Raw genomic sequence first — 5,298 nt, forward strand, 5'->3', positions numbered from 1 at the left:
AACTCGTATAGCCTGATTGAGTGGCCTGATTGGAGATTGGCAATACTACGGAGTTTGTACGTTGTAAAACGGCTCTTGAGTTGGCTGATGTACTTCAAAACATCATCCGTCCAAGTGATGATCACTGCCCCATCACCTTTGAGCTTTTTAACCCCCTTTTGAATCCATCTTAGCTTCACTTCCTCGTGGTCGTCCTTGAGGATAATCACAGCATCAAACAGCGTATCTGCAGCTTTGTATAGGTCTCTACGGGCGTTATGAGTAATGCCCATTAGCTCCGCATATTCAACAGCCGTTAGGCGCATTTCCTTGGGGATCTCGCCTCTTGGGTCTACTTTCCCAAGACAAGCTAAAACGAGCTTTTGAGCCTGTACGTTAAGACGATAACTAGCATCGATCAGATGGTTTGATTTAGTGACGGTGAGGTTATTCATAGGTGATATTCTCCGCTATAAGACTCACCTATAACATGGGTGATATAGTTCGTCAAACATATCACCCTAAACTGTGGATTAGCGTGTCAATTCTCTCACCTGTAAACCTCATTAGCGTGTCAATCCTCTCACCTATAACCCACTAAAGCGTGTCAATCCTCTCACCTATGATCGCTGCAGCGCAGGTGTACTAAGGGCTAGCGAGGAGCCTAAAAACAAGAAAGATCTATAAAAACAAGAAAGATCTATTAAAAAGGGCTGCGCCTGTGGATAACCACCGTAAATTTGTCCTCTTAAAGCCAAAAGAGGCGGCTGCGCCGCGACCACGGGGCTTTGCCCCAAGGTCGCCTAAAGGCTCCACCCTTCCCCAAAAGCAAAAATGCCTCGCCATTTCCTGCCGTTGGCAGGGGCGAGACTCAAAAAAGCCGCGCTGTACGTTGGTTTTGTCTACGACCGTTGAGCTATCAAATTGCGGAATGCAAAGTCAAAAATCAAAAGCGGCTTGGCAGGACGGGGGATGGGGCAAAAAGCGCCCCTCCCTAAGAGCGTATCGCTCCGCTCCCATGCTGGCACTATGCGCCAAAGCGCATAGAAAGCACGCAGCGCCATTTTTGTTGCTTAGGGTGTGCGCTGGCATCTAAAGAGTTAAATAATCGCTTATAACGGCTCTCACAAAGCCGAATTAAATCGGTTTTGTCGTGAAAACAATATTTTGAGCGTTGTCGTCTAAGGAACGCAAAAAGACAGGATCTGATTGAGATCCTTGCGGATAGTGTTTGTTGATGTGTTTCGTTTCATCGAGGTGAGAAATGAGAGCGGAAATTGCATCTTTGTACTTCTCTGGAACCCGCATCACCGTTGTTTTTTCGTATTTAGTTTTACGGCCTGCCCCAGCTCTAGCACCACCATGTTTTTTTTCGGTATCAGACATGCTCAATCTCCATCTTGAAAATGTTACAAAATCAAGTTTACTTGAAAACATTACAAAATCAAGATTATTTGGCCGTTTTTTGCTTAATCCGTTTAAACGCCTGCTGGGCATTGTTTTTAGCGGATTGCATCGCGCTTATTTCGGCTTCAAAACGTGCTAATTCTTGCTCGTACAGTCCAATCACTTCATCGACTTTTTGTTGCGCTGCCATTTCGGCATCCAGGGCGGCTTTCTCCCTGGCACTAATCAACGCTTCACGTTCTTGTAAATCGCGCTGACCCGCTTCTAATTGTTCGAATTGCCGCATGAATTCAGCATTAGCTCTTTTTCGCGCTTCGGTCTGCGCATAACTCACTTTTTTATCGGCTTCTATCTCAGTATTTTCGGCGCGTTCCTTTGCCAATTTTTTCTCATAATTTGCATTGGTAATTTGCAAATTCGTCAGAGAGTTTGAGATGAAAACTGTCACTGGGATTAGGGCAAAAAAAACAAGTGCTAAGAGGGTAGGAATAGGCCATAGCTCTTTTAGTATTCCCCAATTTCCCTGAACAGCATTGAACGCATAAACCTCAGAGTTTTCTAGCTGTGATTTGTTGAAATGCACTATCCCCCATTCGACAGGGTCATGGGCTTTCCAATAATTAGTTATAAACATGCCGTTGTCGAGTAGGTGATAACTCAAATTCCCAACCCAAAAAACACCGCCTAATGCAGCCAGTAAAATGATCCATTTCATCTCAAATAAACCTCGGTGATTTCGGGACGGAAGTGCCCCATTTCTTGGGATACTATTTCCAGTGCATCATCGCGTTTCATGCCGTTAGATTGCAGCTCGTGCATCCGTTCTTGGGCATAGCTGTGCCTGACGCCATGAGCGCCCTCACTCCATCCAAGGGCGCGGTTGGCGGCTTGAGTGAACGAGCTTGACCAGCGTTGACCTCCGCTGATGTCGTAGTATTGGCCATAGTGAATACCGCGATCTGTTACTCTCACAGGCTCATCTAATCTTCGAGCCTCCAAACGCTCGGCTAAGTCTGTCGGCAGCATCACTTCACGAACTAGGCCGCCTTTGCCTTTGACTGTGTAAATTTCACCGGCACGGCCTTGAAATTTTTCGTCTCTGGCGGGTCTATCGCTTGGACCTCGTTCCTCGCCTCTGCGTAGCGTTAGCAGTTCGTGAGCACGAAGGCCGGCAGCGTGAGCAATCTCCGTTGAAAGCGCGGCTTTATCGCGCTGGCAACCTGCGATAAGACTAACTTGCTCCGCTGTGTAGCTGCGGCAACGTAGGATCTGTTCGTGCTCGGATTTGACGACAGTTAGGCGCTCATTATCGGCCAATTTCCCCGTGAGATGTTGCATCATGCACTGTGCGGCCTGACGCTCCATGTCTAAGGATTTTTGCCCCACTAACTCGGATCGGATTTCCAAGTATTGTTGGAGCTTTTCGGGGGTGAGATCGCGAAGAGAAAGGCGTTCTGTCTTGGCAAATTCGGCTACTCGAGTAAGCGCCCTTTCGTAATTTCTGGCGGTACCCAATGATACGATAGCGCGGGATTGGGATAGCGCCTTAACGACACTGGCGGCTTGTTTTTCTGCGGAGGCAAACTTACCCATTGGGGGTCTGCTTTTTGACGTAGCGGAGCACTGTGGAGTGTGCCACGGTGATTTTTTTAGACTTGAGCCAGCGTACCAGCTCGGAGCCTCTCGCCCCGTCTTTATACATGGAGCAAAGCTCTCCTTTGTAAACGTCTAACACCGATTTTCGTTGGCTGTAATTGCGCTTACGGATAGCTCTGGTTTGGGCGCGAAGTTTGGAGGCTTCTGCAGCAGAATCAAAATCTGGAATCATGATTTTGTAACTTATTCAAGTTGTAAGTATTAATACAACCGATCATCAGTGATGTTCGGCAGCGACAACTAAATGCCTGTTAGCCCGATTTGAGTTTTTCGCAACTCTAGCTCAGACCTATCCAGCTATTAAATCTAAGGATTTATGGCGTCCCGTTATACGTTGGGATTCGGTTAGTCGTTACGTGACAATTCGAGCCAGTGGCTATCCAGATTTGCAGTTCATCATCAGTAAAATCTCCAGTTATGCAGTTGGGTTCAGTAATCAGCGTTCGTTAATTCGTCGCTGTCTCGATTTATTTTCACAATGCTTCGGGGGCATCACATGCAATAGGCTGCATGATTTCCATAAGAGCCTAAATTATACAAAGAAAATGTGAGCAAGTAAAATTGAGCGCGAAATCCATATAGCCCACATTCTGACGCTATGTAAATTGCATAGCAATATTTACATAGCGTCAGAATGTGGGTGCGAGAAGCATAAAAAAATGTGCAAATGTCATTTTTTATGCTGAAATTCATACTGAACACTTGATTATGTAACTAATTCAAAAGGGATAATATGAACAGGATGTTTATCGGGATAGCGGTGATTTCATGTTTTATCGGTGGTTGCGCTTTATCGGCAGGAGATCAATCTAGGTTGGATCGATTTCCTGAATGCAAGGAAGAAAAACCAAGATTGAATACTTCGTTAAGCAGGTCTGAATTTACCTGTTTGGCTATGAAAGAAAGGGAGTTGAAGTACCAGAATCAAATGGAGGCCATTACTGCCGAAAATAATAAATTGAGGCAAAAATCTGAGGCGGAATGGGCTCTTCATGAAGAAAGAAGAAAAGCCTACGAAAGCTCTCCGCAAGGGATTAAGGATAAATCCACCTGCAGAAGTTTGCTGGAACAGTCATTGACAGGGATAGCTTACAGTCAGATTGAAAATATGGGTTTCTCAAAGAGTGACGATGGTTTTTTAACTTGTTCAGCACTAATCCACTATCAGTCAGCATTTGGCATCCAAGTTCGCCCTAGAATAGTTATTTTCAATGAGCAAAATAAGATGATGAACATCTATGACAGATGACAGGTCGTTGTCACTTTTAGAACGCTTGGATTTGCAGCTGGTTATGTTTGAGAAAGGTGAAGCCGTCAGGTGTAGAACTGTGCTATTCAGTAATTGACACTCTAACAATAAGGGCTTATTGACAACACCGTCAGGTTTTACCGATAATGTGAGTGTTGCCCATAGAGGCCTTAAGATTTTTGTCCGTTAGAGGACTAGAAAGCCCAACTTTAAGTTGGGCTTTCGCCTTTCTGCGGTTTAGGAATCAATGACGATGCACTAATGGCTTTAATTACAGCTAGTTGAATCGTTGTCACCGTGTCGTGCGGTATGTGCTGATCGAAGCGCGTTCCATTGTCCATCATCTTGTATAGCCTATGGCGGCTAACCATCTGGATTAGATCAGTTTTAGCCCATCTATCGCGAGAATCATAAAAGTTCGTAATTTTGAACATCCCTGGATCTAACGGAATGTGCAGTCCTCTGTTGATGCCGTTTAGGTTCTTGGTCGATGAAATCGGGACAACCAAGCAGCCATTGTCTAACTTTCCATTAAGCACTACCACCATTCTCTTTTTAACGATCTCCGGCGGGATTCTACCGTCATAATTATCCATATCCAGTTGATTTGTATCGCCAATGTACTGAAATTTACCAAAGTCACATTCCAGAACTTCGCCGACTTTGGGGCTGTAATTAATCATTTAAATATCCATCTTTAACTGTTTGTTTTTTTTGAATGTAAAAGCTAACGCGGCCACATTTCGACCCTTCTTGATTGTCTCGTATGTGATAATTAAATCGCTGCGTTGGTTGAGTTCTTCAACGCTTGGTTTGATTACGTCACGATTCAATATTTTGAACTGCTGATATTTATCATCAAGCCCTAGAGATGAACGAAAATCATCTAGCGAAATTACTCGGCTGTTGGTGGCGTTAAAGCGCATTAGCAACTCGTATAGCCTGATTGAGTGGCCTGATTGGAGATTGGCAATACTACGGAGTTTGTACGTTGTAAAACGGCTCTT

At 44.8% G+C, this 5,298-nt stretch carries 8 protein-coding genes; 1 reads left to right on the top strand and 7 read right to left on the bottom strand.

Annotated features, from left to right (window positions below; translation table 11 throughout):
* From PY479_RS17365 to PY479_RS17385, 5 genes are all read right to left on the bottom strand, one after another.
* A partial coding sequence (locus PY479_RS17365) for a replication initiation protein (RefSeq protein ID WP_275484519.1) occupies positions 1-434 on the bottom strand: 434 nt, incomplete at its 3' end.
* 682 nt (positions 435-1,116) lie between these two features.
* On the bottom strand, positions 1,117-1,365 hold the full coding sequence (locus PY479_RS17370; protein WP_275484520.1) for a hypothetical protein: 249 nt from the start codon (positions 1,363-1,365) through the stop codon (positions 1,117-1,119).
* A 64-nt stretch (positions 1,366-1,429) separates the two neighbouring features.
* Complete coding sequence (locus PY479_RS17375) at positions 1,430-2,101, bottom strand: hypothetical protein (protein WP_275484521.1); 672 nt, start codon at positions 2,099-2,101, stop codon at positions 1,430-1,432.
* Complete coding sequence (locus tag PY479_RS17380; RefSeq protein ID WP_343377257.1) at positions 2,098-2,793, bottom strand: site-specific integrase; 696 nt, start codon at positions 2,791-2,793, stop codon at positions 2,098-2,100. The genes PY479_RS17375 and PY479_RS17380 overlap by 4 nt, the downstream gene beginning before the upstream one ends.
* A gap of 178 nt (positions 2,794-2,971) precedes the next feature.
* Complete coding sequence (locus tag PY479_RS17385; protein ID WP_275484523.1) at positions 2,972-3,214, bottom strand: hypothetical protein; 243 nt, start codon at positions 3,212-3,214, stop codon at positions 2,972-2,974.
* Positions 3,215-3,775: 561 nt separating this feature from the next.
* On the opposite strand from PY479_RS17385, the gene PY479_RS17390 reads away from it, so the two are divergent.
* Entirely contained in the window at positions 3,776-4,291 is a 516-nt protein-coding gene (locus PY479_RS17390; protein ID WP_275484524.1) for a hypothetical protein, read from the top strand.
* Positions 4,292-4,500: 209 nt separating this feature from the next.
* On the opposite strand, the gene PY479_RS17395 is transcribed toward PY479_RS17390, so the two are convergent.
* A complete protein-coding gene (locus PY479_RS17395; protein WP_275484525.1) occupies positions 4,501-4,974 on the bottom strand; it encodes a type II toxin-antitoxin system PemK/MazF family toxin in 474 nt (157 codons plus the stop codon).
* A partial coding sequence (locus PY479_RS17400; protein ID WP_275484526.1) for a replication initiation protein occupies positions 4,975-5,298 on the bottom strand: 324 nt, incomplete at its 5' end.

The sequence above is a fragment of the Shewanella sp. A32 genome, from assembly GCF_029167175.1.
GTDB classification, from domain to species: domain Bacteria; phylum Pseudomonadota; class Gammaproteobacteria; order Enterobacterales; family Shewanellaceae; genus Shewanella; species Shewanella yunxiaonensis.